Raw genomic sequence first — 21,034 nt, 5'->3', positions numbered from 1 at the left:
TTTGTGGACTTGCCTAAACTGGACAGCGTTCTAGCGTCGAGAAAGCTTCCGGGCCTCGATGGCTTCCGGATGATTGCGGTTATGGCGGTTGTACTGGCCCATTCTGGCGTTGGGTCGTTCTTTTCAGCCCGCCACGGCGTGGCCGGGTTTTTCGTGCTAAGCGGCTTTCTGATCACCTGGTTGTTGCTGAAAGAATACGAGAAAGCCGGCCGCATATCGCTTCGTGATTTTTACATGCGACGCTCACTCAGAATATTTCCGGCTTACTACGCCTTTCTCTTTGCATCGATCAGCTGGGATCTTTTTCGAGGCAATGATGATATCAAGGAAGTCATATTGCCCGGCCTTTTCTATCTGATGAACTATCACAATGCGCTGGAAGGGCATTCCAGTTCGTCATTGGCCCACCTTTGGTCACTGGCCATTGAGGAGCAGTTCTACCTTTTGTGGCCTATGGTGTTTATGTTTCTGATAAAGCGGGGTCGAAACTTCGTTATCGGTTTTCTGTTTATTGTAAGCCTCATGGTTATGGCCTGGAGAACTTACAGCTTTTCTATACTGGATTTTGGAACCTCTTACGCTTATAACGCGTTTGACACTCGCTTTGATAATCTCGCGATTGGTTGCGCGATGGCCTTTCTGCTTGAGAAAAGGCGTTGTCTGGAATTCGCAGATCGGGTAAGCAGTCAGTTCTGGATGCCATTGATTACCTTAGGGCTGCTTACCGTATCTCGCCAAGTGCCCGGTAGTGACTATGCGTATGGTCCGGCTTTTACTCTGGATGCGCTATTGCTGGCAGTATTGCTAATCCAACTGATGCGATTGAGCCAGGGCCGATTTTGGGGCTGGCTCAATCACCCTGTGGCGGTCTATCTAGGGCTGATCAGCTATCCCATATACTTATGGCATATGTGGGGTATCCAGGCGGGCAATAAACTGAACTTTTTGCCTGAATCTTTGCAACTCATTGCAGGTATCTTCATCAGTTGTGCCTTAGCGGCACTCTCTTACCATTTGTTAGAAAAACGTTTTCTCTCTCTTAAACATAAATATGAAAAAGCCAGGGGCGTATCCAATCAGGAAAGTACTGTAGTCAACACCCGCGATGACATTCCCAGAGAATTTGATAGAGGGAGGTCGAGTTGAAGATCCTCCACCTGATAGACAGCGGAGGCTTGTACGGCGCTGAGAAGATGCTTCTGAGCCTGGTAAAGGAACAGCTGAAACAGGGCCTCGAGCCCATGATTTTAAGTGCTGGTGAGCCTCAAGTGGGTGAAAAAGCTATAGAGGCTGAGGCAAAGAAATTGGGTTTGCCCGTTACTGAATGGAGAATGAAGCCCGGTTTCAATATGAAGGCATCCTGGACGATCCGGAATTGGGCTCTGGCCAATAAATACCAGCTACTTCATTCTCACGGCTTCAAGTTCAACGTTCTGCTGGGTGCGCTTCCGGAAAAAGTCAGAGGTTTACCAATAGTTACTACTTTACATGGATACGTCCATGCCCCCCGGTATTCGAAGATGTGGGTCTACGAATCTCTTGATCGCTTCGCGATCCGCCGTATGAAGGGGGTGGTCCTTGTCGGTGAGGCAATGAAGAAGGAGTTGCCAGGAAAACTCTCGAATGGCGAAGTCATCACTATTCCAAATGGATTGGAAATTTCAGAACTTCAGGACTCATCCCTGAGTTTACTGGATGAGCCATTCAAATCCTTCCTCGACAAGCATGAATCCGTGATTCTTGGGGTTGGAAGGCTTTCCCGGGAGAAAGGTTTCGACCGGCTGATTTCAGCCTTTTCGGAGTTCAGAAAACACTCCCCAACTTCAGGCCTGGTGATTGTTGGCGAGGGTAAGCTCCGACATCAGTTGGAGGCGTTGATTGCCGAGCTGGATATTCAGGACGATGTGCTCATGCCCGGATACTGCAGCACCGTGCCTGCGCTGCTCAGGCAGTCCCAGGTGCTGGTCATGCCTTCCCTGACAGAGGGGTTGCCAATCACTCTGCTTGAGGCCATATCGTTAAAGGTTCCTGTAGTTGCCTCCGCCGTTGGCGAAATACCGAAGGTTCTGGGAGATGGAAAGGGCGGTAAGCTCCTTAGGGACCTGGAGCCATCCACTATTGCCGGAGCTGTTGAACAGACAATAAATGACGAAGAACGATCCCGCCTCAGAACAGAATGGGCGTATGAAGCAGTGGTCAAAGATTTCTCTTCTGCAGCAATGGCGGCCAGCTACCTTGAATTCTACGAAAGGGTTCTCGGTACACCATGATTATCCGTTGGCCCCGGTTTCTCCTGACCCGACTATTGTTCCTGGCAATGGGGCTGCCCATCACCCGTTACAGAAAGGAAGTCGAGCAACTATGGAGCTTCAGCAAAGAAGTCAGGGCCAAGAGTCTGAACCGGTTGTTGGCTCGCATTGGCCCATTGAATTCGGCTGGCGTAGAGGTAAACAGTCTGGGAGCTTTGGAATCATCGCCATCATTAGACAAGACGCAACTCCGCAATCAATCCGCGCAGAAGCAGAGGAATGGAGGAAAATCGAGGTTTGGCCGCCATACCGCAGGCACAACCGGGGAGCCCACACAAGTCTCACTTGACAGAAAAGAGCTGGCCAGAATGCTGGCCGTTCGTGATTACTGCTTCCGGCACTATGGCTTAAAACTGGGTCAGCGAGAGGCGAGGTTGTGGGGCAGACCAGAAGCCGGCATCAAATCCCGGCTCAAGAACTTTGTAATGAACAGGCGGGTTTTTCATCCGGTAGGTCCTGAAGCAAAGAATGAAGTGGCAGCGCTGTTAAGCTGGAAGCCGGATTATCTGTACGGTTATGCGTCTTTGTTACTCGAAGCGGCCCAAATTCTTGATGGCATGGAGATGGAGTTTGAGCCTCCGAAATGCGTGATATGCACGGCGGAATCTGTTCTTCCAGCCCAAAAGGCTTATATATCCAGAGTTTTCAGGGCGCCAGTAGCTGAAGAATATGGTTCGACGGAGTTTGACGTTATTGCATTCGAGTGTATCGACGGCCACCGCCATCTTGTCAATCCTTGGGTGCTGGTTGAGAATGCTGAAGACAAAGGATGCATAGTGACTGATGTATCCAGAACATCCCAGAGTCTGGTCCGTTATGAGCTGGGAGACTACGTCAGTTTGGAATCGACAGAATGCCCCCTTCTGGGAAGCCCCGAATTCATTCATCAGTTAGAAGGTCGTTCTATAAACCGCTTTGCCTTTTTGTCGAAAAATGAAAAATTCCATGCGCTGGAGTTTGCCCGGGCGGTGGACCGTTACCAATCAGTATCGGATGAGGTATTTGAGTTCACGGTGTACCAATACGAGTATGGGCGTTTTGAACTGGAGACATCTATCAGCCCTAAAAAGGGTCGGCAAGATCTGTCCAGGTACATTTCCGGGTATCTTTACGATGTGGTTGGCAAGCCTGTTGACGTCATACCTGCTGGCGAAAAGATAGCTCCAGAGTCATCCGTAAAGAAAGGTTATTTTATTCAGGCAATGGAACCAAATCATGACGCTTGAAACAGCACTTACCATCGCAGCAGTGGGTGATATATCGCTGGGGGATCATCCTGTTTGTGTTGGCCATGGAATGAGAAAGACCATAGCCTCTCATGGCGTTGATCTATGTTCTGATGTCAGAGAGTATTGGGCTAATGTCGACATTGTGACTGGCAATCTTGAAACGGTGGCATCGGATGTTGGCTTAAAGCCAGGAAAACTGGCTTCTTATGAGATGCGTGGCGAGCCCAGTGCACTCGCTACTCTAAAAGAAGCAGGGTTTAATCTTCTCACCGTCGCCAACAATCATGCGCTACAGCATGGCACGGCTGCCTTTAACGACACAGTCGCCAACCTAAAGGAATTGGGCATCGAATCGATTGGCGTTGACGACGAGCATTCCAAAAAAACCATTCCCTATGTATTCGAGAAGTCAGGCAGACGCAACGTGTTTCTTGGCTACTCCATAAGGCCGGAAGAGTGGAACAAAGATGATATTCCTTACAGCCATAGAGCGTCGGTTGATGCAATAATTTCAGAGGTCGAGGGCTTCAGGAAGGAAGTGGATGGCGCCATCATAGTTTCTATGCACTGGGGTTTGGAATACCTTGACTACCCAGGGCCCGAGCAAATAGAGCTAGGTCGAAAACTGGTAGATGCAGGGGCAGACGTAATACTAGGGCATCATCCGCACGTTCTACAGCCTTTCGAATACTATAAAAATGGTTTGATCATCTATAGCCTCGGTAATTTTCTGTTTGATCTATGGCATCCGGAAACGAAGCCGACTGTAGTCGCATTAATTACCATTCCTGAAGGTGGCTCGCCAAAGGTTGATTTCAGGCCGGTTTATATTGATTCTAAATTTCTTCCGAGAAAGGCTAATCAGGAACAGGCTGCCGCTGTGAGGAAACTATTGGCCTTTGGAGATCATAGCGTTGATACAATCATCAAGATGCCTCCGGAAGAGTATCGGGCCCGATATAAGGCTAATCTGGCCACTGTCAGACCCCGGAAATACAGGTATTTTCTGAGGAATATCTATCGATATCCGCTTGGGATTATTATTCAATCGTTCCTCCGGACCTGCTATAGGCGAATAACCGGAACCTGAGTTGTTGGCTTGTGGCCGATTAATAATAGTCCGAATAGTTAAGGGTTAAATAATACTACATTGGTGTCCATCGGGAGATTCAGAGAGTTAGCTTTCGGTTGTTCCGATTATTTCGGCAGAGCGATGACGAACGCCATCATTGGTGGAGGTCGTTTATAATTTCTCTCAAAATTTTTGTGTCATTCTCCCAGTTGTATTTTGACTTGATAGCGTTTCGGCCGTTTTCGCCTAAGAAACTTCTTTTGTGCGGGTCACGTAAAAGAACCAGTTTTTCTGCAATATCTACTGAGTCGAGGTCTTTGCATATCACCCCACTATTAGTTTCTTTTAATATACGTGCTATAGGAATGACCTCCGTGGCCAGCACGGGTAAACCAGCTAGCATATAGTCAAATATTTTATTGGGTATCGTGTGGTTCCAATGCCCGCAGACGCGATAGGTAAGGGCACCGACGTTAGCTAAGGACATCAACTCGTCTACTTCGTCCTGATCCAGCCACCCATGAATTTTGACGCTTTCACCTATTCCAAGTTCATTGCTCAGCGCGATTAATCGTTCTCTCTGTTCTCCCTTACCTATGATATCTATACGAATAGCGTCGGTGGACTCGCGGGTTTTTATATACTGCGCAGCACCTTCGATTAGCAGGTCAAGGCCCCTGAGTTTCGACAGGAAGCCGACATACACAATTCTAAGTTGATTTCCGTTATGCTCATGTATTTTTCCCTTAAATTTATCTATCGAGGGCGTATTGCTGACAATCGATATGTTTTCTTCATCTACCCCCATTGATATCAGCCGGTCTTTTGATTCCTGAATCATAACTAGTATGTGGTCTACCATGCCCACTACGTTCCGTTCATACTGTTTAGCAAACCATGGACTTTTAAGTATTCTTGTTGTTAGTGACCTATTAGAAAACTTTGCAGCGGATTCATACATTTCCGGATAGCATTCGGCCATATCGAAAACCATTTTCGATTTTCGAAATTTAGCGACTATTATCCCGGCTTTTACAAGGGGGAGATCCCGGACAATTATTACGCCTCGGTTTCCTTTCATACTCCTGGACGACTTGAATAGTAGCCATAACCAAAACGGGTTGAACCAAAAAGGCAGGTTGACGGCCACCTGAACAACTGTCGGAAATCTTCGAGTTACTGGCAGCCGACGAATGGCAATTCCATCTCTTTCGTCTATCGTGGATAACTGATCCCTATTGCGTGCAAGTACGGTAACGTTGTGCCCGTCACCCTTGAGTGCGAGTGCAAGTTTCTCTACCCGTACATCCCACGGATAGTCTTCCTTGTATACAATCAGTACTTCCATTTTGGTTAGAACCATCCATTCGGAAAGCTGTACATTAGTAAGTCATTGTTTGTGCAGATTCGATTTTTCAGCATTGTTAGTTTTTTGGTCAGAATATGCAATATTTGAAACTGGTATATCGGAGTTTTTCAGCTCATCCATCAGCAAGGCTATCGCTCGATCAATGCCTGTTTCGAGGGCCTGTTTGTCAGAGGCAGCAAAGGGCTGAAGTACAGAGGTCGAAGTGGCTTTCGTCTCGTTGGCACCCCGCACGCCGATCCGGAGCCTCTTGAAGTCATGGGAGCCAAGTGCTGCAATAATAGACTTCAAACCTCTGTGCCCGGCGTCACCGCCTCCCTGTTTGAGCCTTGCCTGGCCCAGGGTGAGGTCCATTTCATCATGGACAACCAAGCAGTTGTTTATAACCGCGCCATTGCGAATGAGGAACTGCAAGGTTGGAGGGCCACTGTTGTTCATTTTTGCCGCAGGCTTAAACAAGCTTACTGTTTTTCCTGCGATAGCCACGTCGCACCCCAGTCCTTCCGGGTAAGAAACCCACGATACGTTGGCCCTGGCCGCCATCCGATTGAGAACTCGATACCCGGCATTGTGAGGTGTGTTCTCATATTCCGCGCCTGGATTACCCAACCCCACCATAACTGTCCGCTCTGAATTGCTACCTGTTAGCGGAATAGAAGCAAGTTCAGGAGTATTTTCAGCCTCTGCAGAAGTTCCCGCGTCGGAAGGCATCGGCTTGTACAATCTGGGGCAATCACCGCAAAAGTCCTGAATTCCGCACTGGCTCAACCAGCAACTGACCGGGCTTTGCCAGTGGTACATCAGCCTCACCAGATGATCTGCTTTGTTTGAGCCCTTAAGAAGCACCAGATCCCCGGGTTCAAGAAGACTGTTCAGAAATATGGCTGCATCGCGTATTTCGCTGAAAGCATGAAGGTTTTCAGCACCCGTATCACGCTTGGCCTTCGCTGCCCTCGGTGCGTGGGGGCCTACGAAAATAACAATGTCGCCCACCTCAAGCGCTTGCCTGGCTACTTTGGGGTAGAGTTTGGATGCGGATAAGGAATAATCAGAAAGGGTGCCGATAACAAGGATTTTTCTTTGAGCTTCTGCCTCGGCCATAAATTCGAGAGGCGCAGGGAACGACCAATGGGGCGCTTTCCAGTCATCTCGCAAGAATGTTACGCCGTTCTCATTCGTTACGATTTCCATTCTTCCTTCGGGTGGTCTGACTTCAGCAACAGCAGATATTGCCTTTGTTAGTGGTATGCCCGCAGCCAAACCAACTCCCAAAGCTGAAATGACTGACAAGGCAAGGTGTTTTCCGTAAAGGCTTGTTCTTACCTCGTGGATATCGCCTTCATATCCGACGTCAAGCATGAGTGGCTTTGGCCATCTGGATCGCGCCGAAACAAGCCTTAAAATCGCGCCTTCCGATTTTCCGACCCAGATAACTTGCCGGTTACAGTCTTCACCAATGGACCTTACAAGCGGGTCGTCAATGTTCAGGACCGCCACACCGTCTGCGGGCAGAGCCGAAATCAGCTTGCCCTTTTCCCTTGCAATAGCTTGTAAGCTCTTATGGGCTTTGAAGTGGTCCCGTGCTACTAGTGTGAGAACGGATATGGTGGGCGTAAACAAACGAAGTGGCCTATCCAGGTCGCCGGGGTTGCCTCCCGATACTTCTAGAACACAGTATTTGTTTCGGGGTTTGACGCTGAGCAAAATTTTGGCAATGCCGTCAGGATAATTCATTGATCTTGGAGTGCTGTAACACTCTGCAGTTGCACCAAGAATGCTTGCGGAGAGGTCTTTAACCGTGGTTTTCCCGGCGCTTCCGGTAATGCCTATGAAGCAGACATTCTTGAGCCTTTTGCTATAGAAAAACGCTATCCAAAACCGGAAGAGATGCCCACTAAAGCGGGCCGACTTGAAGACGTAGGTCCACGCCACCTCCCGAATACGACGGATCATTGACATTTCACTCCTTTGAAACTCGGGCCGGATCGGCTTGAAATCCACGTAGCCTTGCTTATGTGGTGCCTGATCGTAAGTGGGTCGTTAACCTAAAGGATAGCCTATCCCGCCGGCAGGCTGTACATTCAAATATGATACTAACCATCACCTATTTGTTGTGTTTGAAGCTGTACAAAATGTAATAGAAACTCGGGAATTTCTTAACTAGGGATCGGACTCTTGGTATAACTCTAAAGTGATATCTAATCCGAGACCTCAAAGGCAGCCTGTAAGCCATTCCCCCATTAATGGTGACTTCACAGGGATGGCATTTCCCGCATGGCTCCCCGGTTGCGGTCGGCGTATGACAGAACCAGGTCAGGTCTAAAATTGGCGAAATCCCGGTAGTTTCGGCCCACTCTTTCATTTCTAATTTGCTAGTAGAGAGGATGGGGAAGGAAAATTTTCCGAATATTTCGGTGTAGGGATATCCAGTTGAATTGACTGCCTTCAAGATGATGGGGTTTTGCTCTATCCCTATCTCCATTCCCTTAATGCCCCGTATCTCACAGTAATCTGCCAGCCACATATATTGCTCACCGATGTACATTTCCTGAACGATGGCGTTATAGGCTTCTTGGACTTTCTTACATTGCACGGAAGATGTTTTTCTAGAAATCTCAGCTGGTAACAGGGTTCCCGGTAGCTGTTCAATGTTTCTATCAATACTATCGCTTATCGTCTTCATCGCACGAAGTTCATGACCCGACGACGGTCTGCTTGGATCAATGATGTAGTGCGGTTGAACCTTTCTCCCCTCCCGTAAAAGGTATAAAAGCCTGTAAGTCGAATCCCATCCACCTGTCCACAAAAGATGCACTGTCTCATCTGTACCTCTCATCTCCATCCTCGTTTTGCTCAGTACATGAATAATCGGTAGGCCGTGCCTTCCTTAGCGACAACACATTCCACCGAACGAGGCGTTAGCCGCGTCTTTAATAGTAACTGAAACTATAATCTGATGAGTACTTGTGAGTTGGTAAACAAATCCTGTATTTCATTGATCTAGAAAATTCCCTTGAAGTCTGTTGGATCTGCTCGTATTCCTCAGTCGTCGGTGTTACGAGCTGTGGTGTTGGGCAAAAAGCGCAAAGACACCTTAGTGCGGTAATGCCTGCACATACGGAGTATAGTCACAATGTGCCCCTCGCAAAACTGACCCTGACCCCGTATTAGGTCCACCCAGAGTTGGAAAAATCCGGCTCCGGTTGGTGCTTTTTTCGTAGGGAAGCCGTATGTTTCCTGTCGTAGTCAGAGGGCGTGGACCACTACAGTGGGGAATGGGGTCGGACTTGTTTCCAGAAGGTCCTCCGCGCCTCGATTCTCTCTGGCGTCCGCCAATGAAAAGAACCGGCCTTCGTTCAGACACTCCTGCCGGAGTCGTCCATTGAAGGATTCCACCGTCGCATTGTCGGTCGGCTTTCAAGGTCGCGAGAAGTCGATTTCAATCTTTCGCTCATTCGCCCAGCGATTCATAACCTTGCCGGCAAACTCCGAACCGTTGTCGGTCTTGAGCACGTCTGGGCTACCCCGAAAGCGTGCAAATCGTTGTCAGGGCTTCCTGGGCATCCTGCCCCTTTGGGCTTTGTCCGACCACAATGTCAAGGCACTCCCGGGTAAACAGGTCAATGATCGTTAGCAGGCGAAATCGGCGGCGCATCAAAAAGCGCATCCAACACAAAGTCCATGCCACAGATGTGGTTGGGATGATTGGTCTGCTGAAGTAGCTGCGGGTTCCTGGCTGCCTTGTTGCGCTTTGGCCGCTTGACATGGAGCGAGCGCCAGTGGTCACGGCAAAGTCGGTAGACCCGCTTATGGTTATCGCCCCAACCCTCTCGTTGCGGCTGAACGTACACGTGAAGCCGCATGAGAGTGATCACACGGATGGTAATTGACAACGCAGATGAGTCTCTCGCCACCGACTGATATCGATAGGACGCCCGGGAAAATTGCACGGCCGAACACGCCTCGCGCTCGCAAACCCATATCGCTGTTTCAGCCACCAATTGGCGTTTACGGGGCGGTCTCAGTGCTTTTTTGCCAGCACATCTTGAAGCACGGCCTTGTACAGGCTCATGTCGGCCACCAGCCTCTTCAGGCGCTTCAGCTCCGAGGGCTCAGGCCGCCGTACTTCTTGCGCCAGTTGAAGAATGTGGCGTCCGAGACGCCTATCTTGCGACAGTCTTCCGGACGGGCGTCCCCAGTTCCGCTTGCTTCAGGGCAAGCGCTATCTGCTCTACGGTGTAATGGGATCGTTTCATTCCATGATCTTCTGCTCAAGGCTCTGTCATGCCGGATTTTCCAGCTCTAAATGGACTGAAACTAAGGGGCAGGGTCAAACGGGTTAGTAAAGTATCTTGTGTCGAATCTAGCTGCTGTTGAATCAGGAAATCTAGGAAAAAATATCGTAGAATGTAACGTGACTGGAGGTAAAATTTTGATGCTATTTGCAACCTGTAGAACAGTGTCTACGTAAAATATGGCGATAAGAGTATGGTTGAAACTTATACAGGTTTTTGCGGAGTGAAAAATGGTTAATCAAATCCACATAATGAGTAGAGCGTCATGTTTACTCCTGAGCGTGGTTTTACTTGGCGGAGTTTCAGTTGCCGTAGCAGAACCCCTAATTTCCCAAGTTTCGCTCTTAGAAGGCGAAAGAATTGACCAAGGATCGAGAATTAAGATTTTAGGGAGTGGATTTGGTTCTAAAGCAAATGCTTCTCCTGTGCTTGTTGATTATGTCGATCAGGCTTTTGAGTACGGGAAGAGAGTAGAACCAAATTCGGGCTTAGGTGAGATGTCGCGGATCCCGATGGGACTTACCGGCGATCCCGATGCTATTTGGGCAACCAGTACAAGTAGTTTCTTGTACTCTACCGAAACCACAACGCGCCATCAGAACTCTAGCGCATTATATTTTTTAGAGGGAGAGAAGGCGTGGGTCGGCAGACCAGTCGCATACGGGGGGGCGGCTGGATGGGACACTCCTGTTGATATCCCTCAGTTATACGTTAGTTGGTGGTACAAGAATAGATATCATTCAACTTATTACTGGAGGTTTTCGCCTGACAGTCAAACAGGAGAATTTGAAGTCGGCGAAGAGTTGGTTATTGAGGGCCTCACTGGGGATAAGTCTAGAGGAGTCTATGCCGGCGTCGATGAAGACGGCTTACATAACGCGGCGCTTTATAGTCACAGGAATGCAAATGACTTGAGGGGTGTGGCGATAAAAGGAGTCAGTTCTGGTGCTACGACTATTTTCCCTTCAGAGTCGCGGGGCGGATCAGGTTACGGATACGAAATGCCGGGTTCCAAGCTGGCCAGGATCTGGGATGACCCGGACGGAATTGACGGTATACGTTCTTCGGTAGCTTTGCACGATGCCTACGCTGAGTCTGCGCGAATGTATTATCGTCTTGGTCTTGAGTCGAATGAGTGGGTCCATCTTGAGTATGAGATTGATACTGAGAAGGGCTTATTAAGAATCCGTGAGAACGGAAAGATTATGGGCGAAGAATATTTTTCACCAGATGCTATTTATAAAGGAAAATATAGCCCTACGCTGGCACTATTGGGTACCGATGGTAAGCAGCTCAAATTGCAGCAGTCTTGGATATCTGAGATATATGTAGATAATTCACTTCAGAGAGTAGCAATCGGTAATGCAAGTAATTATTCCGACGTTACTCACCACGAAATGCAGCGACCTGTGGAATGGAGTAATACTGATATTGAGATCGCTGTAAATCTGGGATCTTTGAGTTTCGACGAAGAATTGTATGTTTATGTTTTTGATATCGATGGTGTAGTTAACAATAAGGGATTCCCTTTGTGTACCGGGGACGAGTGTCCGATTCCGCCGTCGAGGATTCAGTTATTGGTTGATTGAGATTATAAGCTTGAGTTTCACATTAGGAGACGGATTTGAGTAGTAATATTGCAAGGAAGCTGCACAGGGAAGTGCTCAACTACGCAAGGGAGGCCAATCTATCCGGATGGAGGAGCCTTCTCAAGCATTTCATCGCTCGGGTCAACGCCAATGACGACGAGAAATTACGCCTTATATCCGAAGTTATCTCTCATTTCCCAAAGTCTGGCTTAGCAAAGAAACTTGTTGATCAAGCGCTTACTCTAGCAGCCGACTGCCATATAGAGTCGGCGAAAAGCAATGAGCCCGTAGCTTTAAGTTATTCTTTCATTATTAAGCCTTATGTCTCACCAAGCGAAAAAGGCCTTTTTTTGGTTTCATTCGAGAATCAGTTGGATAAGATTCTTGACGCTGGAATTTTGTCTGTGATCCAGGAGAGATATCATATTATTTTTATTCCCTCATGGACGGGGCTATTCTCTCCAGCTCTTTTTAAGTTAGCCACTTATAGTGACCGGAAGAATCCGATATTTGTTCTACCTGTCCATAAACATGAGCGCGCAGTTGTTAGCTTATTGGGAAAAAACTGCATCTCACTTCCTTTCAATGCAGCTAGCTGGGTGAATCCGAATTTTTTCGAGAAAGAGGCATTAGAGCGTGATATAGATTGCCTGATGGTTGCAAATTTTTCAGGATTCAAGCGTCATTGGGTGTTGTTTAAAGCGTTAACTGGTATGCCTGAATCAGTATCTGCAGTATGCGTTGGCGTGCCCCTTGGTACTCGAACTGCAGACAGTATAATGCAGGAGGCGGATGATTATGGAGTGGCAGACCGGGTAACGATCGTCGAGGATCCACCCCAGGAGGATCTCAGACTCTATTTTCAGCGAGCAAAAATCTTCTGCGCAATGTCCTACCGTGAAGGTTCTTTTATAGCGGTCGCAGAAGCATTGATGTCTGGCACTCCAGTCGTAATGTTCAGGAATGCACATATCGGCACAAAAAGCCTTATAAATCCCGAGGTAGGTGCATTGGTAGACTCTGTTTCGGAATTGCAGGAGCGAGTCATGGAATTCATGGAGTTCAAGGATCACGATAAAGTTCGTCAAATCGCTCGTGAATCTATCAGTGCTGAGGCTAATTGCAGGAAGTTAAATAAAATGCTTGCTGACTGGTCCGTGGAGAACGGCTTGAACTGGACTAAGGACATTGAGCCTTTTTACAGTATGCGCCTTAGCTTTTATTACTTTGATGAGGGCGCCATGGACAGGTTGAATCCCGACTATGAGTACTTGGCGGATCAAGGCGTTAAAATCTGGCTACCGTAACTAGTAATTGAGGTATCGCACCGACTCACATGGAAACTCCTCCACTAATTTCCGTCATTATTCCTGCATTTAACAGGGCATCTTATATTGGGGAGGCGTTAGCTTCCGTATTTAATCAGGACTATCCGAATACAGAGGTGCTTGTCGTTGACGATGGGTCGTCTGATGGCACCTATGAGATTCTCAAAGAACATCACGATCTGGGAGCCATAAAACTTCTGACTCACCCCGGAAGAGCCAATCGAGGCCAGTCGGCTGCCTTGAATTTAGGCCTTCGCGAGGCAAAGGGAGATTTGGTTGCAATCCTGGACAGTGATGACATGTTTGCTCAAGGTAAGCTGCAACATCAGGCCCGGTTTCTCAAGTCTAACCCTGACGTTGGAATGGTCTATGGGCAGGGGCATGCGGTCGATGCGAGTGGTGCATTTTTGTTTGAAGTTCCTGCAAATGGTCACACTGAGACTGGTGATCCGAACTTTTTGTTGCTGGATTGCTATATGGCACTTCCGGGCGGAGCGCTGATTCGGAAATCGGTATTGGAAAAGGTTGGTTTTTTTGAGGAAGCTTTCCGCGCAGGGCAAGATCACGATATGGCGTTAAGAATAATGGAGGCCACCAAAACCGTTTATCTACCTGAGCTGGCTTTTTATTATAGAAAGCATGGAGATTCCATTAGCGCTAAAGGTTTAGAGCGTCGCTGGAAAACCGGCATGGAAATTCTAGATCGAGCTCGTCTGCGATATCCCTACCGAAGTAGCACTATCCGCAAGCGCAAAGCTGTTCTCCACTTTCGGTTGGGGCAAACCTATTGGAGAGATGGATGCAAAGCAAAGGCGTTGCCCCATCTCTTCGTCTCCGGCGCCTTGGACCCGGTTCGTGCCCTGTCTGTTGTTTTTGGCCGTGAGCGGGTTTAGAGTCGAACTTTGCGCGTGGTGTTTTAGCAGGATGCAGAGTTGATGTCACAACAGGATGTACCCCAGCCAATACTTTTTGTTATTGACCATTTCCGAAATCCTAACGCAGGCACGGAAGGCCAGATGTTCAATCTGATTAAAGGTTTGGACAGGGCTAGGTTTGAGCCCGTTCTTCTGGTATTTCGAGATTCTGAATACCTTCAGGAACACGATTTTCCTTGCAACTATCATGTCCTGGGGCAGACCCGGTTATTTTCTCCTGCAACGTGGGCAGCACTATGGAAAATGGCTCGTAGGTTTCGAACTTCCGGCGTCCGGCTTGCCCACGTGTTTTTTAACGATCCATCCGTTGTTTGCCCACCCGTCTTCCGGTTGAATGGCATTAAAACCATTATCTCCAGGCGTGATATGGGTTACTGGTACACACCGGTCTATCGTGCAATGCTGGCCATATCCGGACGGTTTGTTGCTGCTGCTATCACAAACAGTAATGCGGTGAGGCAGGTGACAACAAAGGCCGAGCCGCTCTCCGCGTCTCAGGTCCATGTAGTTTATAATGGCTATGCATTGGCGGAAACATCTGGCGGTTTACCGGCTGACCTCGCAGCACTTAGGTTTAAGCATCCCAAGGCCGTGTTTGCCGGGCTCGTGGCTAATATTCGTCCAATCAAGCGCATGGAAGATGCCGTTTTGGCTGTCAGTCGGCTTCATCAGAAAGGCCACGATTTGCATCTGGCATTGATAGGAGGCGGCAACCAGGCAGATCTTCAATTGCTGGCCTCGGAGCAGGGAATAGCTGACAGGGTTCATTTTCTGGGTCCCAGAGCAGATGTGCAAGCCTGCCTAAAAGCTCTGGACATTGGTCTTTTATGTTCAGAGTCCGAAGGCTTTTCTAATGCCATAATCGAATATATGCAGGCGGGCTTGCCGGTCGTTTGCAGTAATGTAGGAGGAAACCCGGAGGCAATTGCGCATGGCGAAACCGGGTATCTTTATCGCTGTGGAGATATTGCGGAGCTGACAAAGCACCTTGAGGCGCTGAGTGACAGTAGTTATTTGCGCCAGTTTATCGGCGAAAATGCCCAAAGGAGTGCCAGGGAGCGTTTCAGTATGGAGAGCATGGTGGCAAAGCATCAGAATATTTATGACGGGCTCATTCGGCCTGGGAGTCTCAGGTAATGGGGCTGTTGTCCAAATCAATCCGTAAGCTCGGCCCTGTGGGCGGATATGAGCTCGCGCGGCAGATATGTAGAAATCAGCCCCGTATTCTTATGTACCATCGTTTTTCAGCCTCACCGGTGAAAGGCTGGGCGAGCCCCGAGTTTTTTGAGCAGCAGGTCAGGCATATTCGGGAGCGCTACAACTCTTATTCACTGGTTGAGCTGATGAAATATCATCTTGAGCATGGCCGTATGCCTCCGCACGCCGTGGTGATTACTGTGGATGATGGATACCAAGACTTTTATAAGCATGCCTTTCCAATTCTTCAACGCTATGGCGTGCCGGCAACTTTATTCGCAACAACCGGGTTTATAGAAAGACGACTGTGGCTTTGGCCTGACAAAATCACCTGGATGTTGGAACAGCTAACTCATATCAACCGGGAATTCAGTCTTGGATCGATTACCGTCAAAGCCGGTGAAATTAACGACGGTAGGCGAAGTGATTTCTGGAAACGATGGATTGACCACTGCCTTTCGTTGCCAGATCAAGACAAACATGAATTCATATCTTCCTTAGCATGCGAGCTTGGTCTTTCAATCCCTGCGGAAATTCCGGAAGCCTTTGCGCCTTTAAGTTGGGATGAGCTGAAGGAAATGCAACGGGCAGGCATTGAGGTTGGCGGGCACACGGTCACCCACCCATCCCTGGGTCGCGTTACCAAAAGCCAGGCAAGGGATGAAATATTCGGGTGCCGTGATGCGTTGAATCAGAACCTGGGCCAGCGGGAACGCACCTTTTGTTACCCTAACGGCCAACCATCAGACTTTCAGCAGTTTCTCCCGGACCTTGTCCGGGAGGCGGGCTTTTGGGGGGCCGTTACCGCGTTCCCCGATGCGCTAGGTATCAGCGATAGATATCTGATGCGCAGGCACGTTAGTGGTGATGATATGTTTCAGTTTTACAAGGCTGTATCTGGTGTCGAATTGTTGGGACACCGGGTTCGGCGTGAATATCGGCTTGAATCGGATGTCTCTGCCGCATGAAACAGGAAATGATGGCCTCAGGTCAGCAGGCAAAACACAGCGTTCTTGCAAAGCTGGACACCCAAATCGTAAGCCAGTTCAGCTTTGTGCTGTATCTGTATTTTATTGTGGACTTTTTTCTTAGGTTCTCCTCGCGAATTCCTGGGTACGGCGCCATCAGGCCTACGTTACTGGCGGTCGCCTCAATCAGCCTTTTATTGTTTCTGCAGCGCGACAAACTGAAAGGCCGTTTTGAGGACCCTATTTTCAAAGCGATTTTTGTGTTGTTTGGCTACATTGTCATCAGCCTGCCGTTGGTGGAATGGCCTGGTAGTGTTATTCGCGAAAATATTGACCCCTTCATTAAAGCCGTTGTGTTCCTGTTCTTCACCGCCCTGATTATCGACACGGAAAAGCGCCTCAAATGGTTCATTGCTGTGTTTGTGTTTTGCCAAGTGTTCCGTGTGTTGGAACCACTGTATCTTAATATCACACAAGGATACTGGGGAAGCGCCACTCATCTGGGGGGGGGAGATTTCGCGAATCGGCTCGCAGGTGCGCCGGCAGATGTGATCAACCCGAATGAACTAGGTTTTGTGATTGCTACTGCAACCCCGTTTGTTCATTACCTACTATGGCCCTTGGGATGGAAGTCCAAATTTCTGTACCTGGCTGTAATGCCAGCGATGCTGTATGCGCTGATTCTGACAATGTCTAGAGGCGGATTTATTGCTCTGTTGGTTGTTGCGTTCCTTGTGTTCAAAGAGTCGCGGCATAAGATGGGGCTCATTGTGATGGCTTCTGTGATTGTCGTGGGGGCGCTCAGCGTGATGACTCCTATTCAGAAGGACCGGTATTTGTCGCTGGTTGATAGCGATACTAAAGGCGCAGCCTCTGTGGAGGGGCGATGGCGAGGCATGCTTGGGGAGTTAAAGCTGGGCCTAACTCGACCAGTTGTTGGCCACGGTCTTGGAACCACTCAAGAAGCAAAGTTCCATAAGCGGGGATCAACGCAGGCAAGCCACAATCTTTACGCTGAGTTAATTATTGAACTCGGCCTGATCGGCCTTGTGATTTATCTTCGTTTTCTCTATCAGATTGCTAGGAAGCTCTCCGTAGTACGATCACACTTTGCAGCCCTGAAAATCGGTGAGCAATCCTATTATTCAAGACTAAATAAATCCTTTATTGCGGTGTTCTGGATGTACGCTGTTTATAGTATCAATTATTGGGGGCTGTCGCAGTATTACTGGTATCTGTTGGGAGGGTTGGTGATCGCATTCGGGCGAATCGTTACCCGTGGGTTTTCCGAACCTGAAAATACATCTGTGCAAAAGGAGCATGTGAACAATAGGCGACTTGATAGCGCGTCTAGGCGATCTGGCTATTCGTTGGCTAAAAAACTGCGCTAAAATCACTGATGAGGTATTGTTTTGCCCGAACTTATCCGTTGGGTGTTGTATTATTTTGAGAGAGCAGCGATAAGAGTATTTTCTATCTATCGATGGATTGTATTCGTTTTGCCAATTGAGAAAGACACGGAATGCCCACTAGGGGCGCCCCATGTTGATGATGGCTACATTGTTCGTGAGTCTTCATATAGCGACATAGATGATATATTGAAACTCTATCCTAAGGAGTTTTACCAGTACATGCCGAGCAGGAAAAGAAGTGAGCTTGTTCGATCGAGATTTAATTCGAAATATATTGGTTTTGTTTTGTTGGATAAGTCTGGTGATATAGTCGGTGGAACCTGGGCTTTACCTGTTAAGAGTGATTTAATAAATAGTAACGGAAAAAGTTGTTTCGAACTCGTTAATACATTTATTATACCCTCGAAGAGAGGGAGTGGTCTGGGTTCTTATATGCGCAGTTCTGCCATAAAAAAAATGGCTGCTAGAGGATATACCCATGTTATCTCCTACGTGTGGCGGTCTCGGAAGGCATCAATAAATATGAATCTCTCAACCGGATCTAGAATTGCTGGGGAGAAGATGCGTATAAATGTGCTTGGATTTAACAGAACATATATCAATAGATTTGTCGATTTGAGAGGGCTGGTTTTTCTTCCTCATATTATTTTGGTGGGTTACGATGCTGAAAGGCTTAAGTATGTTGTTTCTTATCTTCGAAGGTTCGGTTTTACTGTAAAAGTTGTCTTGGCCAATTGTTCAGATATTGATTCCACCACATTGAGTTTTTTTGATCAATCGGAAAATAGTGTTTTAATATTGGATCCGCTGATTGGTGAAAAGTCAGGCCAGGTAGCAGATAGTATTGATGAAAGATTTTGTATTCTAAATAAACTGCATGCTGAATTTTCCTTTGATGACTTGATCGAGGAGGTTAAAATGGAGTCCGTAAAACCGGTTTCCTATATATTTAGTGTATATGGCGAAAGAGTGCCCGTCATTGATTTAAGTTGAAGGTGCTATGCCTAAATCTCTGATATCTTCTGTCCCTGTGCTGATGTACCACCATATTTCCCCAGTTGACGGTGCGCACACGGTCTCTCCTGACATGTTTCATAAACATCTGAGTATCCTGCGTGAGCGGGATATAAGGATCTTGTCTATCGACGAATTTTCTTGCTGGCGAGAGGGAAAACTTGATATTCGGCAGCCTTCGGTTCTTTTGACTTTTGACGACGCATGGCTCGATAACTGGGTGTATGCGTTTCCGATTCTTCAGGAGTTTCAGGCGAATGCTATTTTTTTTGTAGTCACGTCCTGGCCGGGAGATGGCAAAGTCCGAGATCACCTATTACAAGAGGAAGCGTGGGAGCCAAAATCCCATACGGTCTCGATGGAGCTAGCGGGCACCGGCAGAGGTGATGAAGTGTCCATGCGATGGTCTGAGTTAATAGCGGCGAGAGACACAGGGCTCGTGGGTATTGGATGTCATTCTAATACCCATGGCCGATGGTGGAATGAAGGAAGCTCATGGGCAGAGAATTTGGTGGGCCTGAAGAATGATCTGGAAGCATCACGTCGTGCGATGAAAGACAAAATCGGGGTGTGCCCGATTCATTGGTGCTGGCCAAAGGGCCTGTTCAGTAACCGGGCGTTCGAATTGGCCTCAGAGTATGGGTTTACCAGCCAGTTTTCTACATTACGTGGTAGTAATAGCGCTGGTAGAAAAAAACTGGTGCGGCGTTTTGGTGTAGAGAACAAGCCTCCTACCTGGCTTGAGAAAAGGATTTCGGTTTATGGCGATCCTTTGTTAGGTGGCGCTTTAGGGCTGATTCACCAACAGTTGCAAGGGGGGCGTATGGCTAAGCGATTTAAGTTTGCATCGCCTGGTGAGTTTGAATTCCCTCTATTTAAGCTTATTTAAGCTCTGAGCGTTGTTTCTTTTCAAAACTCTTAGGCTAAATCATGTTGCCGCTAAACGAGGTGGGGGAATCCCCCGTGATGGTCTTTTTTGTGCATACAGATATCACTGAAAGTGCAGAGCACTCTCCTGTGGGAGTCGACGTGTGCACTCCGCCAGGCAGTATTTTTCTATGTTTATCGTCGCCTGTATGACATTCCACGGTGCTTGCCTCATAATGCGGTTTCGGTTGGCGGCTCTGCTCCCCCCATTTCGGGTTTGGTAGTGGGGGCCTAGTTTGTCGCTAAATCCAGGATGGAAACAGCAATGCGCATTCTTATGTCTGCTCTTCAGCCCGGTGGGGGCATTCGCACGTTCTTTCGTTATATTTACAGCCAACCTTGTTTCAGTAAGTGTACTTTTACGCTTGTTGCGCCGGACAGGGGGCTTTCTGATTTCCTTTCTGCGTATATTCCTGGTGACCGTATCACCGTTGTTCCCGCCCGGAAGGGCACTTTAGCGTTCGTCGGACAGCTTCGGGAGTTTATTGCTGATTACGATTTCCAACTTGTTCATTCCCATGGATTCTCTGCTGGTCTGTTAACCGAGCTCGCCGGAATTGGTTACGATTTACCTCACCTGATGACAGCCCATGATGTTTTTCTACCCGCTCAGTTTGCAGGATGGAAGGGTAGGGCGAAACACCTGGCGATGTCGCTGCTGTTTCGCCGAATAACAGCAATCCATACTGTTACTGAAGATGCCAGGGACAACTTGCTGGCGTTCTTTCCAGCCATAGAGCCTTGCCGCGTACATGGAATACTTCACGGGGTGGATACTGAGTACTTCCGTGACGGAAGACCGAGGGCGCTAAAGGCAGAATTCGGGATTGATGAGCAAACTCCATTGTTAGGGTTTTTTGGTCGCTTCATGGGGCAGAAAGGCTTCCGATTATTGGTGGATGCGGTTGAAGAAATGCGCCAAACCCGCTCCCTTGAGACTCTGCCCCATGTTGTCACCTTCGGATGGGGTGGATTTATCCGTGAGGACTATGACTACCTTACAGAGAAAGGTTTAGGCGATTATTTCCATCAGTGCGAGCAGACAGATGATATGGCCGCGGCCCTCAAAGGCGTCGACGTAGTCATAATGCCATCCCGGTGGGAGGCCTGTGGCTTGCTGGCAATGGAAGCACTTGCCTCAGGCACGCCAATCATCGGCTCTGATTGTATCGGCCTTCGGGAGGTGCTTGAGGGCTCGCCAGCCCAAAAAGTAGCAGTGGGAGATGTTTCTGCATTGGAGTCAGCAATCGTACTTGAGACGCAGAACATGTTGGCGCGGAAACCTGTCTTTCTGGACTTCCAAGGCACGGCTGTAAGCAAGTTCAATATCAGGCGTCCAGCAAATGAATTAGCTGAGCTTTACGATTGGATCCTAGCTGGTTCTTCTCGATAA

15 protein-coding genes and 1 pseudogene are annotated in these 21,034 nt (G+C 48.3%); 13 read left to right on the top strand and 3 right to left on the bottom strand.

Going from position 1 to position 21,034, the window contains the following annotated elements; genetic code table 11:
- Positions 1–3: 3 nt before the first annotated feature.
- From FMN52_RS02940 to FMN52_RS02925, 4 genes are read left to right on the top strand one after another with little or no spacing between them, the layout of a single operon-like run.
- A complete protein-coding gene (locus tag FMN52_RS02940; RefSeq protein ID WP_148607225.1) occupies positions 4–1,146 on the top strand; it encodes an acyltransferase in 1,143 nt (380 codons plus the stop codon).
- The gene (locus FMN52_RS02935) at positions 1,143–2,270 is read left to right on the top strand and encodes a glycosyltransferase (RefSeq protein WP_148607224.1); all 1,128 of its coding nucleotides are present in this window, start codon (positions 1,143–1,145) and stop codon (positions 2,268–2,270) included. The genes FMN52_RS02940 and FMN52_RS02935 overlap by 4 nt, the downstream gene beginning before the upstream one ends.
- Complete coding sequence (locus FMN52_RS02930; protein WP_148607223.1) at positions 2,267–3,535, top strand: CoF synthetase; 1,269 nt, start codon at positions 2,267–2,269, stop codon at positions 3,533–3,535. Before FMN52_RS02935 ends, FMN52_RS02930 begins: the two co-directional genes overlap by 4 nt.
- On the top strand, positions 3,525–4,628 hold the full coding sequence (locus FMN52_RS02925; RefSeq protein WP_148607222.1) for a CapA family protein: 1,104 nt from the start codon (positions 3,525–3,527) through the stop codon (positions 4,626–4,628). The genes FMN52_RS02930 and FMN52_RS02925 overlap by 11 nt, the downstream gene beginning before the upstream one ends.
- A 136-nt stretch (positions 4,629–4,764) precedes the next feature.
- Here FMN52_RS02925 and FMN52_RS02920 read toward each other — a convergent pair whose 3' ends face one another.
- The 3 genes and pseudogenes from FMN52_RS02920 to FMN52_RS02910 form a co-directional block, all read right to left on the bottom strand.
- Positions 4,765–5,958 (bottom strand): glycosyltransferase family 4 protein, encoded by a 1,194-nt coding sequence (locus tag FMN52_RS02920; protein ID WP_162525020.1) that lies wholly within the window; start codon positions 5,956–5,958, stop codon positions 4,765–4,767.
- Positions 5,959–6,000: 42 nt separating this feature from the next.
- Entirely contained in the window at positions 6,001–7,929 is a 1,929-nt protein-coding gene (gene pth, locus FMN52_RS02915; protein WP_162525019.1) for an aminoacyl-tRNA hydrolase, read from the bottom strand.
- A 1,310-nt stretch (positions 7,930–9,239) separates the two neighbouring features.
- Positions 9,240–10,232 (bottom strand): annotated as a pseudogene (locus tag FMN52_RS02910) (IS3 family transposase).
- Positions 10,233–10,501: 269 nt separating this feature from the next.
- Between FMN52_RS02910 and FMN52_RS02905 the strand changes: the two are divergent.
- From FMN52_RS02905 to FMN52_RS02865, 9 genes are all read left to right on the top strand, one after another.
- Complete coding sequence (locus FMN52_RS02905; protein WP_148607219.1) at positions 10,502–11,860, top strand: hypothetical protein; 1,359 nt, start codon at positions 10,502–10,504, stop codon at positions 11,858–11,860.
- Positions 11,861–11,895: 35 nt separating this feature from the next.
- The gene (locus FMN52_RS02900) at positions 11,896–13,167 is read left to right on the top strand and encodes a glycosyltransferase (RefSeq protein WP_148607218.1); all 1,272 of its coding nucleotides are present in this window, start codon (positions 11,896–11,898) and stop codon (positions 13,165–13,167) included.
- A 29-nt stretch (positions 13,168–13,196) separates the two neighbouring features.
- On the top strand, positions 13,197–14,081 hold the full coding sequence (locus FMN52_RS02895; protein WP_148607217.1) for a glycosyltransferase: 885 nt from the start codon (positions 13,197–13,199) through the stop codon (positions 14,079–14,081).
- A gap of 42 nt (positions 14,082–14,123) precedes the next feature.
- Entirely contained in the window at positions 14,124–15,260 is a 1,137-nt protein-coding gene (locus tag FMN52_RS02890) for a glycosyltransferase (protein WP_148607216.1), read from the top strand.
- Complete coding sequence (locus FMN52_RS02885; protein ID WP_148607215.1) at positions 15,260–16,288, top strand: polysaccharide deacetylase family protein; 1,029 nt, start codon at positions 15,260–15,262, stop codon at positions 16,286–16,288. Before FMN52_RS02890 ends, FMN52_RS02885 begins: the two co-directional genes overlap by 1 nt.
- On the top strand, positions 16,285–17,679 hold the full coding sequence (locus FMN52_RS02880) for an O-antigen ligase family protein (protein ID WP_240339375.1): 1,395 nt from the start codon (positions 16,285–16,287) through the stop codon (positions 17,677–17,679). The genes FMN52_RS02885 and FMN52_RS02880 overlap by 4 nt, the downstream gene beginning before the upstream one ends.
- 21 nt (positions 17,680–17,700) lie before the next feature.
- Entirely contained in the window at positions 17,701–18,693 is a 993-nt protein-coding gene (locus tag FMN52_RS02875) for a GNAT family N-acetyltransferase (RefSeq protein WP_148607214.1), read from the top strand.
- Positions 18,694–18,835: 142 nt separating this feature from the next.
- Positions 18,836–19,603, top strand: coding sequence for a polysaccharide deacetylase family protein (locus tag FMN52_RS02870; protein WP_162525018.1), 768 nt, complete (start codon positions 18,836–18,838; stop codon positions 19,601–19,603).
- A 303-nt stretch (positions 19,604–19,906) separates the two neighbouring features.
- Positions 19,907–21,034, top strand: a complete 1,128-nt coding sequence (locus FMN52_RS02865; protein WP_162525017.1) for a glycosyltransferase family 4 protein — start codon at positions 19,907–19,909, stop codon at positions 21,032–21,034.

Source organism: Marinobacter sp. BW6 (genome assembly GCF_008107725.1).
In the GTDB taxonomy this organism is placed as follows: domain Bacteria; phylum Pseudomonadota; class Gammaproteobacteria; order Pseudomonadales; family Oleiphilaceae; genus Marinobacter.
Note: the sequence above shows the minus strand (reverse complement) of the source record. Positions and strands in the feature narration are given on the sequence as shown.

Bases quoted from the DNA above. Each gene is read 5' to 3' on its own strand.
- FMN52_RS02890 (WP_148607216.1), top strand. From the start codon at position 14,124: ATGTCACAACAGGATGTACCCCAGCCAATACTTTTTGTTATTGACCAT.
- FMN52_RS02905 (WP_148607219.1), top strand. From the start codon at position 10,502: ATGGTTAATCAAATCCACATAATGAGTAGAGCGTCATGTTTACTCCTG.
- FMN52_RS02925 (WP_148607222.1), top strand. From the start codon at position 3,525: ATGACGCTTGAAACAGCACTTACCATCGCAGCAGTGGGTGATATATCG.
- FMN52_RS02920 (WP_162525020.1), bottom strand. From the start codon at position 5,958: ATGGAAGTACTGATTGTATACAAGGAAGACTATCCGTGGGATGTACGG.
- FMN52_RS02930 (WP_148607223.1), top strand. From the start codon at position 2,267: ATGATTATCCGTTGGCCCCGGTTTCTCCTGACCCGACTATTGTTCCTG.
- FMN52_RS02880 (WP_240339375.1), top strand. From the start codon at position 16,285: ATGAAACAGGAAATGATGGCCTCAGGTCAGCAGGCAAAACACAGCGTT.
- FMN52_RS02865 (WP_162525017.1), top strand. From the start codon at position 19,907: ATGCGCATTCTTATGTCTGCTCTTCAGCCCGGTGGGGGCATTCGCACG.
- pth (WP_162525019.1), bottom strand. From the start codon at position 7,929: ATGATCCGTCGTATTCGGGAGGTGGCGTGGACCTACGTCTTCAAGTCG.
- FMN52_RS02895 (WP_148607217.1), top strand. From the start codon at position 13,197: ATGGAAACTCCTCCACTAATTTCCGTCATTATTCCTGCATTTAACAGG.
- FMN52_RS02885 (WP_148607215.1), top strand. From the start codon at position 15,260: ATGGGGCTGTTGTCCAAATCAATCCGTAAGCTCGGCCCTGTGGGCGGA.